12 protein-coding genes are annotated in these 13,797 nt (G+C 69.7%); 7 read left to right on the top strand and 5 right to left on the bottom strand.

Annotated elements, in window-relative coordinates; translation table 11 throughout:
- Positions 1 to 68 precede the first annotated feature (68 nt).
- Positions 69 to 848, top strand: coding sequence for a neutral zinc metallopeptidase (locus LDL49_RS02925; RefSeq protein WP_225289291.1), 780 nt, complete (start codon positions 69 to 71; stop codon positions 846 to 848).
- On the opposite strand, the gene LDL49_RS02920 is transcribed toward LDL49_RS02925, so the two are convergent.
- The 4 genes from LDL49_RS02920 to LDL49_RS02905 form a co-directional block, all read right to left on the bottom strand.
- Positions 845 to 2,050, bottom strand: a complete 1,206-nt coding sequence (locus tag LDL49_RS02920) for an ROK family transcriptional regulator (RefSeq protein ID WP_225289290.1) — start codon at positions 2,048 to 2,050, stop codon at positions 845 to 847. The two genes, LDL49_RS02925 and LDL49_RS02920, sit on opposite strands and share 4 nt — an antisense overlap.
- Before the next feature lie 35 nt (positions 2,051 to 2,085).
- Positions 2,086 to 3,348 (bottom strand): sugar ABC transporter permease, encoded by a 1,263-nt coding sequence (locus LDL49_RS02915; protein WP_225289289.1) that lies wholly within the window; start codon positions 3,346 to 3,348, stop codon positions 2,086 to 2,088.
- Positions 3,345 to 4,097 carry an ATP-binding cassette domain-containing protein gene (locus tag LDL49_RS02910; RefSeq protein ID WP_225289288.1) on the bottom strand — a complete coding sequence of 251 codons (753 nt, stop codon included), beginning with the start codon at positions 4,095 to 4,097 and terminating at the stop codon, positions 3,345 to 3,347. The genes LDL49_RS02915 and LDL49_RS02910 overlap by 4 nt, the downstream gene beginning before the upstream one ends.
- A gap of 74 nt (positions 4,098 to 4,171) precedes the next feature.
- A complete protein-coding gene (locus LDL49_RS02905; protein WP_225289287.1) occupies positions 4,172 to 5,287 on the bottom strand; it encodes a sugar ABC transporter substrate-binding protein in 1,116 nt (371 codons plus the stop codon).
- Positions 5,288 to 5,602: 315 nt separating this feature from the next.
- On the opposite strand from LDL49_RS02905, the gene LDL49_RS02900 reads away from it, so the two are divergent.
- From LDL49_RS02900 to LDL49_RS02875, 6 genes are all read left to right on the top strand, one after another.
- Complete coding sequence (locus LDL49_RS02900) at positions 5,603 to 6,283, top strand: TnsA-like heteromeric transposase endonuclease subunit (RefSeq protein ID WP_225289286.1); 681 nt, start codon at positions 5,603 to 5,605, stop codon at positions 6,281 to 6,283.
- A 16-nt stretch (positions 6,284 to 6,299) separates the two neighbouring features.
- On the top strand, positions 6,300 to 9,569 hold the full coding sequence (locus LDL49_RS02895) for an ATP-binding protein (protein ID WP_225289285.1): 3,270 nt from the start codon (positions 6,300 to 6,302) through the stop codon (positions 9,567 to 9,569).
- Between the two features lie 45 nt (positions 9,570 to 9,614).
- On the top strand, positions 9,615 to 10,643 hold the full coding sequence (locus tag LDL49_RS02890) for a methyltransferase (RefSeq protein ID WP_225289284.1): 1,029 nt from the start codon (positions 9,615 to 9,617) through the stop codon (positions 10,641 to 10,643).
- 68 nt (positions 10,644 to 10,711) lie between these two features.
- A complete protein-coding gene (locus tag LDL49_RS02885; RefSeq protein ID WP_225289283.1) occupies positions 10,712 to 11,518 on the top strand; it encodes an SAM-dependent methyltransferase in 807 nt (268 codons plus the stop codon).
- 110 nt (positions 11,519 to 11,628) lie between these two features.
- Entirely contained in the window at positions 11,629 to 12,162 is a 534-nt protein-coding gene (locus LDL49_RS02880) for a calcium-binding protein (protein ID WP_225289282.1), read from the top strand.
- Positions 12,163 to 12,299: 137 nt separating this feature from the next.
- On the top strand, positions 12,300 to 12,461 hold the full coding sequence (locus LDL49_RS02875) for a hypothetical protein (RefSeq protein ID WP_225289281.1): 162 nt from the start codon (positions 12,300 to 12,302) through the stop codon (positions 12,459 to 12,461).
- A gap of 4 nt (positions 12,462 to 12,465) precedes the next feature.
- Here the strand turns inward: LDL49_RS02875 and LDL49_RS02870 are convergent, their stop codons facing one another.
- A complete protein-coding gene (locus LDL49_RS02870) occupies positions 12,466 to 13,578 on the bottom strand; it encodes a serine hydrolase domain-containing protein (protein WP_225289280.1) in 1,113 nt (370 codons plus the stop codon).
- Positions 13,579 to 13,797 lie beyond the last annotated feature (219 nt).

Genomic DNA, 13,797 nt, shown 5'->3' with positions numbered 1-13,797 from the left:
TTGCGCTTTCCGGACAAAGCACGGGACTCGCGAACAGGGCCCCACCTAGTGGTCTAGTATCCGCGATCGTGCGTATACCCCTTATCGCCGCATCTGTCGGCATGGTCGTGGGTTTGGCCCTATCTGGCACGGCCAACGCGGAGACCACGGCCCCGCAGGTCGCGCAGACCGCGCCGCCCGCCGTACTGGCCAAGAACAAGATCTATCGGTCCGGCACCCCGTCGCCGCAGTCGTGCGCGATCCCCGCGATCCGCAAGGGCAGCGCCGCCTCGCTCAAGACCTTCCACCGGGCCATGGCCCGGTGCGCCAACACCTTCTGGGCCACCAGGTTCAAGGCCGCCGGGCTCCGCTACAGCCCGCCGAAGATCGCCATCACGACCGGCAGCGGGTCGGTCTGCGGCAAGATCACCAGCAACGGCGCCCAGTACTGCCCGGCGCAGCGGACGATCGCCATCCGGATCATGAAGCGGGACCTGCAGGACCCGTTCCGTATGAACATCGCGCACTCCGTCGCCCACGAGTGGGGCCACCACGTGCAGCAGCTCAGCGGCATGCTGGACGAGCAGAACAGGCTCTACTGGCGATCCGGAGGGAGCGCGCGCACGATACTCAGCCACCGCCTGGAGATGCAGGCCGAGTGCTTCGCCGGCGTCTTCTACAGCTCCACGCTCGACTCCATCGACCCGGGCATCACCTGGGACGAGTGGACCGACGCCGTCAGCAGGGCCGGGGAGAGCAAGGTCCACGGCAAGCCCGCCAACCTCGCCTACTGGCAGGACCGCGGCTACAGCGGCGGATCGGCCCGATACTGCAACACCTGGAGCGCGCCGAAGAGCCGGGTCTCCTAAGCGTTGGCCCTGGCCAGCACTTCCAGCGGGTCCGCGAGCACGTGGGCGAAGGCCAGCTCGGCCGCGCCCACGAGCGTCGCGTCATCGGCCAGGGCCGAGGTGCGCAGCCGCAGCTTCTCCCGCTGCGGCGCCATCGCGTGCAGCGTCAGCCTGGTGCGCACCTGAGCGGCCGAGCCGAGATAGATCTCCCGCAGCATCCCGCCGAAGATGACCATCTCCGGGTTGAAGATGTTGACCAGGTTGGCGACGCCCAGGCCGAGCCAGTCGCCGACCTTCTTGAGCGCCTCCTGCGCCACGATGTCGCCCCGGTCGGCGGCGTCGACCACGGCGCGCACCGCGTCCCTGCCGTGCTGCTCGCCGGCCAGCCGGCCGGCGGTCTCCAGCAGGGCCCGCTCCCCCACCTCGGCCTCCAGGCAGCCGTGCGAACCGCAGCCGCAGGCCCGCCCGCCGGGGTTGACGACCATATGGCCGACCTCGCCGCCGTAGCCGTCGTGACCGCCCAGCAGGTGACCGCCCGCGATGATCCCGCCGCCGATGCCGACGTCTCCGTGCAGGTAGATCAGGTCCCTGACGGCGGCCCCGACCCCGCGGCTGTGCTCGGCCAGCGCGGCCAGGTTGGCGTCGTTGCCCACGCTGACGGGCAGGCCCAGGGCCAGCCTGCGGCCCAGCTCCTCGCCGAACGGCACCTCCTCGGTGCCGAGGTTGGGGCCGAACCTGATCATGCCGTCGCCCTTGCGCACCCCGCCGGCGACCGCCGCGGCCGCGCCGACACAGACCGTGTCGGCCCTGGTCTTGCGCCGCATCTGCCGGGCGAAGCCGGCCAGGATCCCGGTCAGCTCCTCCAGCTCGAACGGGCCGCGCAGGCGTACGGCCTCCCTGCGGTCGAGGATCACCCCGCCCAGCCCGACGCGCGCGACGGCCAGCCGGTCCGGGCCCACGTCGAAGGCGAACACGTAGACCCGCGCCGACTCGGGGCGCACCACGAGCGAGGGGCGGCCCGCGCGGCCGGTCTCGCGCGGCAGCTCCTCGCGCACCAGCCCGGCCGCGGTGAGGTCGGAGGTGAGCGCCATGATCGTGCTGCGGTTGAGGCCCATCTTCGATGTCAGCTCGGCGCGTGAGGTCGGCCCGCCCAGATGGACGTGTCGCAACAGGGCGCCGAGGTTGTGACGCCTGATGTCCTCCTGGGAGGGACCGGCACGCATCGTCTGGGCTTCCTTAAAGGGGTGGGAGTCGCTGATCACCTTAGACCAGCGGCAGCCGCCCGCTTGCGCGCCAGAGCGTCGACACCCGCGGCCAGGAGCAGGACGAACCCCGTGACCAGGTATTTCACACTCGCACCGTATCCCATCAGGCCCATGCCGTTCTCGATCACCGCGACCACGGCGCCGCCGAGTATCGCGTCGAGGACCCGACCCTTCCCGCCGAACAGGCTGGTGCCGCCGATGACCGCGGCGCCGACCGCGTACAGCAGCACGGAGCTGCCGCCGGTGTTCGGGTCGACCGAGCTGGCCCGCGAGGCGGCGACGATGCCACCGACGGCGGCCATCGCCGAGCAGATCACGAATGCGCTGATCCTGATCCGGTCCACGCTGATACCGGCTCTGCGGGACGCCTCCGCGTTCCCGCCGACCGCGTAGATGTGCCGGCCGAAGGCGGTACGGCGGAGCACGAACGTCCACACGACCAGCAGCACGAGGATCACCGGCACCACGATCGGCACGCCCATGAGCGAGCTGATGGCCGGGTTGCGGGAGCGCTCGAGGTTGAGCACGTAGACGACCACGCCCCCGATGATCGCCAGCGCGCCCACGCGGGCGGCGATCAGCGAGAACGGGTCGGCCACCAGCCCGCGCTTCGCGCGCCGGCCGGCCCTGATCAGCTGGAGGGCGGCGTAGCCCGCCACGCAGGCCGCGAAGAGCGCCCAGCCGAGCCAGACCGGCAGGTTCTTGTTGGCGACGGCGATGATGACGGGATCCCGGATCGAGATGTTCGTCCCCTCGTCGACCAGCACCAGGACCAGCCCCTGGAAGGCGAGGAAGGCGGCCAGCGTCACCACGAACGACGGTATGCCCACCTTGGCCACCAGCGTGCCGAGCACGGTGCCGATGACGATGCCGGTGAGTATCGCCGCCCCCACGCAGACGTACCAGGGCAGGCCCATGTTGGTCAGCGTCACCGCGAGCACCGCCGCGCACACGCCGCTGGCGAAACCGGCCGACAGGTCGATCTCGCCGAGCAGCAGCACGAACACCAGGCCCATCGCGATCACCGTGACCGCGGCGCCCTGGGTGAACAGGTTCGCGACGTTGATCGCCGTGAGGAAGGCGGGACGTGCGATGGCGAAGACGGTGCAGAGCACCAGCAGGCCGAGTACGGCCGGCAGCGCGCCCATGTCGCCGCCGCGTACCCGCTCGATGTAGGCGGTGACGCTGTGCCCGATCGACGGCGACTGCGTCGCGGTGACGATCGCCTCGCCGGGGAGTTCCTTGACCTTGTTCATTGCGCGATCCCCAGGTCTCCGCTCCGGCCGGATGTGATCAGTTCGACGACCTGCGCGTGCGTCACGTCGGCGGTCCTGACCTGCGCGGCCATCTTGCCGAGGTAGAGCGCCGCGATCTGGTCGGAGACGGCGAAGACGTCGTTCAGGTTGTGGGAGATGAGCACGACGGCCAGGCCGGTGTCGGCGAGCCGGCGTACCAGCTCCAGCACCTGCGCGGTCTGGGCGACGCCGAGGGCGGCCGTCGGCTCGTCGAGGATGACGACCTTGCTGTTCCACAGGACGGCCTTGGCGATGGCCACCGTCTGGCGCTGGCCGCCGGACAGGCTGGACACCTGCTGTCTGATGGACTTCACCGTACGGACGGACAGCCCGTCGAGTGTCTGCGTGGCCAGTTCCTCCATCGACGCCTCGTCGAGCACGAGCCCGCTGCGGCGTTCCCTGCCGAGGAACATGTTCTGGACGATGTCGAGGTTGTCGCAGAGCGCGAGATCCTGGTACACGATCTCGATGCCCAGCTCACCGGCGTCACGCGGGCCGTGCACCTGGACGGGCTTGCCGTCGAAGAGGATGTCGCCCCCGTCGATCGGGTAGATGCCGCCGATGCACTTGACGAGCGTCGACTTGCCCGCGCCGTTGTCGCCGACCAGGGCCGTCACCTCGCCGGGGTAGGCGGAGAACGTGACGTTGTGCAGGACCTGTACCGGGCCGAAGCTCTTGTCTATCCCGCGCACTTCGAGCAGGGGGGTCATGAGGCTCCCTTGGGGAGGGGTACGGCCGCCCTCTTCAGGTCGCGGCCGTACCCGGTTCCGCTTTCTTACTTGCCCTACTGGATTCCGGCCGAGGTGCACTTGGCGGCGAAGTCGCCGGTGCACAGCTCTTCCTTGGTCACGTAGCCGTCCGCCACGACGTCCTTGACGTTGTCGAGGTAGATCGGCTGCGGGTCGAGCAGCTCGGACGGCACGTCCTGGTTGCTCTGCGGGTCCTTGACGCTGCTGCTCGCCGTGGGCTTCTCGCCCTTGGCCAGCGCGACCGCGAGCTTGGCCGCCGCGTCGGCCTCCTTCTTGACGGCCTTGTAGACGGTCATGCACTGGTCGCCGACCAGGATGTTCTGCAGACCCTGGACCGTGGCGTCCTGGCCGGTCACCGGGACCTTGCCGTTGAGGTTGTTCTTCTTCAGCACCGTGATGGCGGCGTTGCCGAGACCGTCGTTGGCGGCCAGCACACCGGCGATCTTCGGCGCGCTGGTCAGCATCTGCTCGAAGATGGTGCCGGCCTGGGCGTTGTCCCAGTCGGGCACGGACTGGTCGGGGCCCTTGACGTAGTCGCCCGAGTCGTACTTGGGCTTGAGCACGCCGTCGTACCCGGCCTTGAAGAGGGTGGCGTTGTTGTCGGTCGGCGAGCCGTTGAGCTCGGCGATGATCGGCTTGCTGGCCTTCTTGTCAGTCAGGCACTTGACCAGGCCCTCGCCCTGCAGGGTGCCGACCTTGGTGTTGTCGAAGCTCACGTAGTAGGCGGCGCCGCCACCCAGCGTCAGCCGGTCGTAGTCGATGGTCGCCACGCCCTGGGACTTGGCCTTCTCGATGACCGTCTTGCCGGTGCCGCTGTCGAGGTTGACGATCATCAGCACGGTGGCGCCGTTGGTGATCATCTGGTCGGCGATGGTCTGGAAGGCCGTCTTGTCGTTCTGGGCGTTCTGGATGTCGTAGGCCACCCCGGCGGCCTTGAACGCCTCTTCCAGGTACTTGCGATCCGCCGTCTCCCAGCGGGCCGAGGACTTGCTGTCGGGCAGGATGACGCCGATCTTGCCGGCCTTCTGCGAGCTCTGCGTGCTCGGCGCGGAAGACGTGGACGAGGTCGGACCGCTGTTGCCCCCGCAGGCGGTGAGACCGAGGGCTAGAACGGCGGCCGCGGCGGTCAGGCTGAGGATCCCCTTGCGCATAGTGCAGGGTCCTTTCTTCCGGAGGGCCCGGATGAATGTTGTTTGCGGCAACGTATTCCGGGACGGCCTGCTTTGGAAGACCTTCGGAGGGGGGAGTTTGTTGTTCCGGATAACAATCTAGAAACGCGCCTGACATCGGAGGTTCACCGTACTGAGCGTGTGAGCGATAGATGGCCAGTGTGAGCAGTAGGTGGCCACCCTGAGAGCGGTAGCTGGCCACTCCGCACCCTGTCAGCGAGAGACAGGGACGTCACAAGCCCGTGTTTCTTGCGGGAACGGGTGGTACGGCTGGTTCCAAGGTGCTGTGGTTGAGTGGTGACGGTCGGCGACTTACCGGAAGTGCGGTCGGAGACCTGTGGCTTAGAAGAGCTGTTCTCTGCTCATATCGCCAGCGACCGGTCGCTGAGGCCGCTGGCAATGGGCTCGCAGTGGCCCCGGCGATGGAGCGCGACGTGGCGGACATCGGCGGGCGAACTGGTCTGCCCAGCTCGAGATCTCGCGGCGGTGCCCGTGTTGGAGTGCGTACCGGTTCGCCGGTTCTCCTGGCGGGCGAGCCAGCGCCATCGGCCCGGGCTGGAATTCATGGTGTCGACGGGCCGCTTGCATGGGTTCGAGTCGCTGGAGGAGCAGCGACTGCTGCTGGCGTTGGACTTCGCTGGCTCCGTGGCCGAGGTGCTGCCGCAGCCGTTCCAGCTGCGGTTCGAGACCGGCGACGGCTTCCGCGAGCATGTCCCCGACTTCCTGGCTGTGCTGCGAGACGGGTCGGGATGGCTCTTCGACGTCCGGCCCGCTCCGTTGATCCGGGACCGGGACGAGGTCGCCTTCGCCGCGGCGCAAGAGGCGGCGTGGGCGGTCGGATGGCGATATTCGGTGGTGGAGGGGTGGCGGCCGCACGTGATGTCGCACGCTGGAGCAGCGGCGAACGGCCAAGGCCACAGAACTGGCGGCTCTGGAGAAGCAGGAAGCACAACTTCTCGGACTGGACCAGATGAGTGAGCGGACGCTCAGGCGCATGGCCGCGAAGTGTGAGGAACTCGGCGCGCTCGGGTGCACGGATGGCCGATGGACGCGCTCCAGCAAGGGCCGTCACAGCATTACGGAGGAGGTTCGGGAGGCGATCTTCGCGGCGCGGGGCGAGAGCCTGCGCCGATCGAAGATGACCATGAAGGCCCGCTGCGTGCTGATCCACCAGTATGTCCTGGAAAAGTTCGGGCCGCAGATCGATGTCCCCAGCTATTGGACCTTACGCGCTGTCTGGCTGGAATGGTTCGGCCCTGACGGTGCTCGGCAGCGCTATGCGCGCTCGGCCGCAGCGGTGGAAACCTCCCATGCTCGCATCGTGGTGCACCGGCCGGGCCAGGTCGTCGCCCTGGACACCACGCCGCTACCGGTCAAGGTCCGCGAACGAGTGTTCGGCGATCCACCCCCGAAGCCCGCAGCGAACTCGATACCGGGGGTCGCGGTGGGGTGTACTGGGGTGGTGGGATTTGCGGGGTCGTCTGGGGAGCGGATGGTGGGCCGGGCTGCGGAGCTGGCGGCGATCGACGCGGTTGTGGCCGCGGCGGCCGGCGGGCGCGGCACGAGCGTGATGGTGATCGGGGAGGCGGGCATCGGTAAGTCCCGGTTGCTGGCGGAGGTGTCGGCTCGGGCGTCGGCAGCGGGGATGGAGGTGTTGCAGGGCCGTGCGGTGCCGGCGGGGGGAACCTACCGGGCGTTGGCCACCGCGTTGGTCGGGCGGTTGCGGGATGCCGGGCTCGCGGACGATGCCGAGGTGCGGCCGTACCGGGCGGCGTTGGGGCGGCTCATCCCCGATTTCGGGTCGGCCGGTAGTGCGGAGCCGATGGTGGATCCCGCCGTGCTGGTCGGTGAGGGGGCGTTGCGGCTGCTGCGGGCGGTCGGCGCCGGTGGTGGGTGCGTGCTGGTGCTGGATGACCTGCATTGGGCGGATCCGGACACGCTCGCGGTTCTGGAGTACCTGGTCGAGCAGGTGGTCGATCAGCGGGTCCTGATCTGCGGGGCGGCACGTGACGAGCCGCGCACCGCTGATCAGATCGAGCGGATCGGGCGGCGACCAGCTGTGCGGGTGTTGCGGCCGGCTCGGCTGGATGCGGCCGAGGTGGCTGAGCTGGCCGCGGATCGGGCCGGGGCGCGGCTCGGGGCCGCGATGGCCGGCTTCGTGGTGGAGCGCTGTGACGGGCTGCCATTGCTGGTGGAGGAGCTGACGGCGGGGCTGCGGCGGGCGGGCGTCGATCTGGCCGCGCCGGAGGGGCCGACGCCGGACATCGGCGTACCGCCGACGCTGCGGGCGCTGGTCGGCGAGCGGATGGCAGCCCTCGCCGACGAGCACCGACGGGTCCTGAACGTCGCGGCCGTGGTGGGGGCCGATCTGGGCTGGGACGTGATCGCCTCGGTGGCAGGGGTGGACGAGGCGGCGTTGCTCGCGGGTTTGCGAGCCGCCGCAGAAGCTCACCTGCTGCACGCGGAGGCCGAGGAGCTGACCTGGCGGCACGCGTTGACCCGGGAGGCGGTGCGGGCGGCCTTGCTGCCGCCGGAACGGGCGGCGATCGCCCGAAGTGCCGCGGAGTTGCTCGATGGCGGGGGTGCCGGGGAGGGCGACGTACGGGCGGCCGAGCTGTTCGGGGCGGCGGGAGATCGGGAACGGGCCGGCCGGATCCTGCTGCGGCTGGCCCGCCACGATCTGTCGCGTGGGGCGTTGCGCAGTGCCAGGGGGTTGCTGGCGCGGGTGGATGCCACCGGTGCGATCCGCATCGCCTGGGCCATCGAGCGAGTACGGCTGCTGACGCTGGCCGGTGAGGTGGATGCGGCGCTGCGTGCGGGCGAGGAGGCCATCGACACCGCGATCGGAGACGAGCACGTGGAGCTGTGCCTGCAGCTGGCCCGGGGTTGCATGGTGGGTGGCCGGTGGGCGGCTGCGATCGCCTACGTCGAGCGGGCCGGTCGGCCGCACGATCCCCGTTCGGCGATCGTGCGCGCCGAGGCCGCCTATGGTGTGGGTGATCCGCGACGAGCCGCCGCCCTGGCCGCCGATGCGGTGCAGGAGGCCGACAGGTCCGGCGACGGCGAATCTCTGGCGGCGGCGCTGCTGGTACGTGGCCGTTGCCTGGCGCATGACGATGCGGCCGCGGCCCGCGCCGCGTTCGGGCGGGCGGTGCAGGTCGCCGCCGAGCGCGGTCTCACCCCGTTACGGGTGGCCGCGCTGTTCGGCCTGGCCGCCGTGCAGCGCGGGCAGCCTGACCCGCCGGCGCTGGCCGAGGCTCGCGATCTGGCCGAGTCGGCCGGCCTGCTGGGGCAGCTGGCGGAGATCGACCTGTTGGTGGCCGACTTGGCGCTGACGGCGCACGGTCCCGGTGTCGGCGAGCCGGTGGCACGCCGGTGCGCCGAGCTCGCAGGACGGCTGCGGTTGACGAGCGTCCAGGCGGTTGCCGAGCTGTTCGTCGCAGCCGCTCGCGCCGGTACCGGGGACGACGACGGGGTGGAGCGATGGCTGCGCCGGGCAGAGGGCCGGCCGGACGCGCCGCAGGAAGTACGAGCCGGCCTCGGCCTGGTACGCGCGATCTCCGCTGTGGTCTCCGGGAACCTGTCGGGCGCGACCGCACTGGCCGACGATGGCGCCGCGATCCTGGCCGGCTATGCCTCGGCCGCTGCCACCCACTGGTGGGGCCTGTGGCTGCTGCTGCGCGAGGTGACCGGGGACAGGCAAGAGGACGCCCGTGCGGTGTTCCAGCGCTGCGGGGCGGGCCGCCGGCGGGTCAACCGCGGCGCACTGGCCTACGCCGACGCGATCGCCGCAGGCCGCCTGGGCAAGGCCGGCGATTCGGCTGAGGCGCTGGCCCGCGGCGATGCGGCACTCGAGACGCATCCGTGGTGGCATCGGCTGCTGCGACTGCCGGTGTGGACCGCCGCGGTGACCGAGGAGTGGGGTGATCCCATGCCGGGGCTGCGCGCCGATCTGGCGTGGCACGAACACAACGGCGACGAGGCGCTGGCCGGCCGCTGCCGCGACCTGCTGCGGCTGGCCGGCGCGCCGCCCCGCCGTACCCGGAGCACGACGGTGCCGCCCCACTTGCGCGCCGCCGGTGTCACCGGCCGGGAGGCGGAAGTGCTCGCCCTGGTCGCCGAGGGGCTGGGCAACGCGCAGATCGCGGCCCGGCTGCATCTGTCCGTACGCACGGTCGAAACACACGTCAGCCGGCTCCTGGCCAAGACCGGCGCGGCTGACCGGGCCCGGTTGCGTACGTACGCGCCCGGCCAACATCAGTAGACGGCACGGATGTGGCCAGGCTGCGGCCAGGCGAGTCTCGATGGCATGACCGCACATGACGACACCGTCCAGCAGCCGGCATCGGCGCGGCTGCTGGAGCTCCTGTCGGCCAAATGGCTGTCCCAGGCGGTCGGCGTGGTCGCCCGGCTGGGCATCGCCGACCTGGTCGCCGACAAACCGCGCACTCCCCTCGACCTGGCCACGGCGTGCGAGACCAACCCGCAGGCGCTCTATCGCATCCTGCGGGCCACCGCCTGCATCGGCGTTCTCGCCGAGGACGACCAGGGCCGGTTCGCCCTGACCCCGCTGGCCGAGCCACTACGCAGCGATGTGCCCGGCTCGCTGCGGGCCGCGGCCATCACCATGAACATGGACCCGATGTGGCGTCCGTACGGCCACATCGACCACAGCGTGCGCACCGGCGAGCCCGCCTTCGACTACGTCTACGGAACGAGCGTCTACCAGTACCTGCGCGACCACCTGGAGGCGGCCGCGTTGTTCCAGCAGACCGCCGCCGGGTTCTACGCCATGTCGGCCCCGCCCGTCGTGGCCGCCTACGACTTCTCGCCGTACCGCACCATCGTCGACGTCGGCGGCGGCATCGGGGCTCTGCTCGCCACCATCCTGCACGGGAATCCGCAGGCGCGCGGGGTGCTCCTGGAGGACGCGAGCGTCATCCCCCTCGCTCGCGACCGGCTGGCGGCCGCGGGCGTGGCCGACCGCGTCGACCTGGTCGCGGGGGACTTCTTCGCCGAGGTACCGTCCACCGGGGATCTCTACCTGATCAAGAGCTGCCTGCGCAACTGGGACGACCACGACGCCGGACGCATCCTGGCCACCATCCGGGCGGCCATGCCGGCGGGGGTGCGGCTGCTGGTCGTCGACGCCGTCGTGCCCACGGGCAACGACTTCCACCACTCCAAGATCTCCGACGTCGAGCTGCTGACCGTCGCCGGCGGCCGGGAACGCCGCGCCGACGAATGGCAGGCCCTGTTCGCCACCACCGGGTTCCGACCGTCGGCGACCATCCCCACCCCGGGACCGGTCGCCCTCATGGAGGTCGAGGCCGCATGACGCACGCCCCACCCATCGGGCCAACCACCTGCGCGAGGGGTTCATCGACCGCGAGGAGAACGACACCCATGCCCACAGACCCCATGGCGTCACCACGGTTCCCGCGAACCTCGCGCTACCACCCCGACTGGATTCGCTCCAGCGTCAGCGGCGGAGCCAACTCCTTGTGGCTGACCGAATGGCTCACTGAGGCGATGGCGTTACAGCCCGGCATGCGGGTGCTGGACCTGGGCTGCGGCCGGGGTGCGTCGTCGGTCTTCCTGCACCGCGAGTTCGACGTTGAGGTGTGGTCCACGGACCTGTGGTTCAGCGCGAATGAGCGGCTGGAACGCATCCGCGACGCCGGCGTCGACCACGCCGTGTTCCCCCTGCACGCCGACGCCCGAGCGCTGCCGTTCGCGACCACCTTCTTCGACGCCGCCATCAGCATCGACTCCTTCGTCTACTACGGCACCGACGACCTGTACCTGAACTATCTGGCCCGGTTCGTCAAACCAGGCGGCCAGATCGGCATCGCCGGCGCGGGACTGATCCAGGAGATCGACGGCCCGATCCCTGAACACCTGGCGGCGTGGTGGGAGCCGAGCATGGCCTGCCTGCACTCGGCCGGCTGGTGGCGTCGCCACTGGGAACGCAGCGGCATCGCCCGCGTGGACGTGGCCGACACCATGACCGACGGCTGGAGGCACTGGCTGGAATGGCAGCGGGCGATCGCACCGGACAACGAGGTGGAAATCCAGGCCCTCACCGCCGATCGCGGCCGCCATCTCAGCTATGTACGCGCGATCGCCCAGCGCCGATCGGACACCGCACTCGACGAACCCATCTCCTCAATCCCCGTCACGTATACGCAGCAGCCCGTATATCGCTCCTGAGGTATGTGGCGTGACGGGGCCTGCACCACTCGCTCTGTCCAGTGAACTTGTCCTTCCAGCTGCGAGGCCGATCGGCCTGCGCAAGACCGAAAAGAGAAGAGAAAAAATCAATGCGTACCATGCTCAAGGCCCTCACCCTCAGCGCTCTGGCCGCCGCACCGCTGCTGTTCATAGCGAGCCCGGCGCACGCGCTGACCAACGTGACGCTGACGGGCGGGCAGCTCTCGGTCAACTCGAGCGACGTGGCCGACAACATCACGATCAGCTTCAACGGGAGCTTCATCGACGTGGTCAACACCAACGACACACTGATCACCAACCCCGCCTGCTCGCAGATCAGCAACACGACCGTGCGCTGTCCGAGCGGCGGTGTCAACCGGCTCCTGGCCAACGTCCAGGGCGGCGGCGACATCGTCAGGAACAACACCACCCTGCCCCTGCAGGCCTTCCTCGGCCCCGGCAGCGACCAGTACTTCGGTGGATCGAACGAGGACCGGGTCTCCGGTGGCTCGGACCGGGACACGATGATCGGCAACGGCGGCAACGACATCATGGACGGAGGTTCGGGCATCGACACCGCCGACGGCGGCAGCGGTACCGACATCTGCGTTGCCGAGACGGAGACCGCCTGCGAGCTCAACTAGGCCGCACCATAACGCGGCCCTCGGCATCCGGTCGAGGGCCGCCAGGCGCGACGCCCCACGTTTGACGGTCAGTCGCCTCATGGATCATCAAGGGCGAACTCCGGCAGAAGTACAAAGAAGGCCCGCTCGTTGCAGGCGTGGATGCATCGCATAGAGTCCTCACCTCTGCGGGCGCGCTGCGTGCCATGGAGACCGACCTGGTCAAGCGGTGGAGCAGGGTCGTGGCCGCTTTCCTGGACCTGGCCGACGAGTTTGCGTTGGTGCTGCGCGACGTCTATCAGGCCGGGCGCGCCGAGTAGGGCTTCAAGTCGTCGGGCAGAGGACGGCTTCGACGGTTTTGATCATCGCGGGGACGATGGCGTTATCGTGGGTGGTGCTCCGTGTGACGGAGATGGCGAATTGCCGCCGGCCGTCGGTCGAGGCGAAGGTCAGTGTGGTGAGGCCGGGCGCGGAGCCGCCGAGCATCTGGCCTTTCAGCTTTCCTCCACACAGGCCCGTGCCCTGCTGTGCGCTGCCACCGGTGAGGATCTTCTGCAGTGACGGCGGCAGCAGTTTGCCCTGGTTCAGGGCTCGCCGGAAGGCGCTGACGTCATGCGTGGTCGAGACGACGCCACCGGCGCCGTTGCCCCAGCTGGCGTTGAAGCGGTGCACGTCGCGTGGGGTACCGGTGGAGTCGGCGTAGTAGCCGTGCCCGTGCGGGCCCTTGATGCCCTCCGGGGGCTTGGTGGCCTGGTAGGTCCCAGTCATGCCGAGCGGGCGGAAGATACGCCGGTCGAGCTCGCGGGCCAGGGTGTGCCCGGTCATCTTCTCGATGATCATGCCTATGAGGGTGTAGTTGGTGTTGGAGTAGGTGTACGTCCCGCCCGGTTCGCCGGTGCGCAGCCGGCCCCGCGTCATCTTCACGATGTCGATGGGCCGGTAGTAGGTGGTGAAGTCGAAGACGTCGAACGCCGGGGCGGTCGAGCCGCTCTGGTGAAACCAGTCGGGGATGCCGGAGGTGTGCTGGACCAGCTGCTGGACGGTGATCTCGTCGGCCCGTTCCACCAGCCCGCCGGCGACCACCTCGGGCAGCAGATCGGCGAGCTTGTCATCCAGGCCGAGCCTGCCCTCCTCGACGAGCTGCAGGAGCACCGTGGCCACCATCGTCTTGGACTGCGAGCCGATGCGGAACCGGGAGTCTGCTGGAATCGTGCCGCCTTTGCCGTTGAGCAGCCGCGACCCGGCGGCGCCACGGCCGGTGGGCTTGCCGTCCACGTACGCGCCGCCGATCGCGCCCACCACGCCGGGCGTCGTGGCCAGGCTCTCCATGGCTTGCTGGACGTCGCCGAGCGTGGCGGCGCCGGCGGCCGTCGCGGGCGAGACGGTGGCCAGCAGCAGGGCTGCCGCGGTCGCGGCGGCAACGGACAAGTGCTTCAACGACGAACAACTCCCTTGAGGGGCGGAAAGGGGCAGGAAGGTGCCCATCACGACATCCGCAGCTGGACGGGCACCCCAGCTTCCCCCACTCCCAGCAGGACAGGCACTTCCATGGCCAGGTGACTCCGGAGCCAGAGCACAGGCGCGGACTTCAGACACGCGGGCAACCCAACCGTCATGAGCTGGACAACGGTGATCACGACTGCCGTGAGACTGGCA

The sequence above is a fragment of the Nonomuraea aurantiaca genome (genome assembly GCF_020215705.1).
In the GTDB taxonomy this organism is placed as follows: domain Bacteria; phylum Actinomycetota; class Actinomycetes; order Streptosporangiales; family Streptosporangiaceae; genus Nonomuraea; species Nonomuraea aurantiaca.
Note: the sequence above shows the minus strand (reverse complement) of the source record. Positions and strands in the feature narration are given on the sequence as shown.

What these genes read in the sequence shown, in the direction of transcription:
- LDL49_RS02920 (WP_225289290.1), bottom strand. Translation starts at nt 2,050, where the DNA reads ATGCGTGCCGGTCCCTCCCAGGAGGACATCAGGCGTCACAACCTCGGC.
- LDL49_RS02915 (WP_225289289.1), bottom strand. Translation starts at nt 3,348, where the DNA reads ATGAACAAGGTCAAGGAACTCCCCGGCGAGGCGATCGTCACCGCGACG.
- LDL49_RS02910 (WP_225289288.1), bottom strand. Translation starts at nt 4,097, where the DNA reads ATGACCCCCCTGCTCGAAGTGCGCGGGATAGACAAGAGCTTCGGCCCG.
- LDL49_RS02905 (WP_225289287.1), bottom strand. Translation starts at nt 5,287, where the DNA reads ATGCGCAAGGGGATCCTCAGCCTGACCGCCGCGGCCGCCGTTCTAGCC.
- LDL49_RS02895 (WP_225289285.1), top strand. Translation starts at nt 6,300, where the DNA reads ATGGCCGCGAAGTGTGAGGAACTCGGCGCGCTCGGGTGCACGGATGGC.
- LDL49_RS02890 (WP_225289284.1), top strand. Translation starts at nt 9,615, where the DNA reads ATGACCGCACATGACGACACCGTCCAGCAGCCGGCATCGGCGCGGCTG.
- LDL49_RS02885 (WP_225289283.1), top strand. Translation starts at nt 10,712, where the DNA reads ATGCCCACAGACCCCATGGCGTCACCACGGTTCCCGCGAACCTCGCGC.
- LDL49_RS02880 (WP_225289282.1), top strand. Translation starts at nt 11,629, where the DNA reads ATGCGTACCATGCTCAAGGCCCTCACCCTCAGCGCTCTGGCCGCCGCA.